Consider the following 1,600-nt stretch of genomic DNA (forward strand, 5'->3'; position numbering starts at 1 on the left):
AGCATATGCTCTTCCATAAACCTTTGAGTAGGTTCAAATATGAAGTCTTCTGCCTTTGAGAGCCCTCCAAAAAGGAAAATTGCTTCTGGGTTAGTATGGGCTACGGCATCGGCTAGTTTCATTCCAAGAATTCGGCCGGTGTATTCGAAGCTTTCTAAAGCAACTTTATCTCCTCGTTTTGCGGCTTCAGTGATCATTTCTGCAGTAAGTTCATCAAAATGTACTTTTGAGAGCTCACTTTCCCCATTGAAATCAGCCAGCATTTTGTAAACGGTTCTTTTAATGCCAGTGGCAGAAACATAAGTTTCTAAACAGCCTCTTCGGCCACAAGCACAATGTCGACCAAAAACATTTACCAGTGTATGTCCGAGTTCACCAGCAATGCCATCTTTACCATATAGCAGCTCGCCATGCGTAACAATTCCACTTCCTAACCCGGTACCCAAGGTGATCATAATGAAATCTGTCATGTTCATTGCCCCTCCATATACCATTTCTCCAATGGCCGCTGCATTTGCATCATTAGTTAAGGCCATGGGTACATCATAATATTCCTTGAGAAGTTTGACAAACTCAATTTTTCCTTTCCAATTAAGGTTTATGGCGTCTTCTATTGTTCCTGTATAATAGTGAGCGTTAGGGGCTCCTATACCAATTCCGGCTAAGTTAATATCTGAAGTCATTGAGTCGATTTGTTTCTCAATGTTAGTGTGCAGGGCATTAAGGTAAGACTCAATGGTTTTGTGAAGGCTGGTAGAAAAGGAACCTTCCGATAAAATATTTCCCTTCTCATCGACAAAGCCCACTTTTGTGTTGGTCCCACCAATGTCGATCCCAATTGCTACATCTTTCATCTTATTATAAATATTTTTAAACTGAGCGTTTATTAAGTTTAAAACAGATATAATTGACCAAAATTGGTTGTCTTTCTCTGTTGAAGGGCATAATATTATCAAGATTATTTTTATTCAAAAAATATTTGGATCATTATTTAAATGCGCTGTTTGGTGCAATAGGCAAGGATTTTCCATTGCAAACGATTGAGCTGACTTTAAAGAAAGAAAATTCCAAACGAGAAAAATTTCTTCAGTTACAATATTTTTTAAATAACGATTAGGTTTAGCTGGGAATTACCAATGTAATAGGGAAATTCTTTGCAAAACCTCTGTTTTTAATTTGATGATCTTTTTATGGCCTCATTCCATTATTTAGAAAGTAGAAATGGAAATATTATAAGCAGAAATTGATGCTTTTTCAAATAAGTGGATGTGGGGAATAGTGTTTTTCCCTTGACACGTTCCCAAATTTAAATAAGGGCTTTTTCTTATCTTTCCTATTAAACTTTCTCATGAGAATAAAATCTTTTAATTTTAAATTTTTGTTTCTGCATACCTTTCTGTTATAATTCAAGATGGATGTTTTTTTACTCCCCAGAGATAAAATTAATACTGAGTTTTGGGATGATTGTGTGTATAATTCTAAAAATGGACTCCTTTATGGGATGTCTTGGTATTTAGATATTGTGTCCCCAGGGTGGGAAGGAATAGTCATTGCGGATGGATTGAATTATCAAGCTTGCTTTCCCATTCCAATTGCTAAA

At 36.1% G+C, this 1,600-nt stretch carries 1 protein-coding gene and 1 pseudogene; one reads left to right on the forward strand and one right to left on the reverse strand.

Translation table 11 applies throughout. The features are described 5' to 3' along the window. Positions 1–854 (reverse strand): ROK family protein (locus E1171_RS01620; protein WP_155203425.1); only part of this gene is annotated, 854 nt, incomplete at its 3' end. Positions 855–1,411: 557 nt separating this feature from the next. Between E1171_RS01620 and E1171_RS24100 the strand changes: the two are divergent. After that, positions 1,412–1,600 (forward strand): annotated as a pseudogene (locus E1171_RS24100) (GNAT family N-acetyltransferase); the annotation flags it as partial.

Origin of the sequence: Xanthovirga aplysinae (genome assembly GCF_009711365.1) — a bacterium.
GTDB classification, from domain to species: Bacteria; Bacteroidota; Bacteroidia; order Cytophagales; family Cyclobacteriaceae; genus Xanthovirga; species Xanthovirga aplysinae.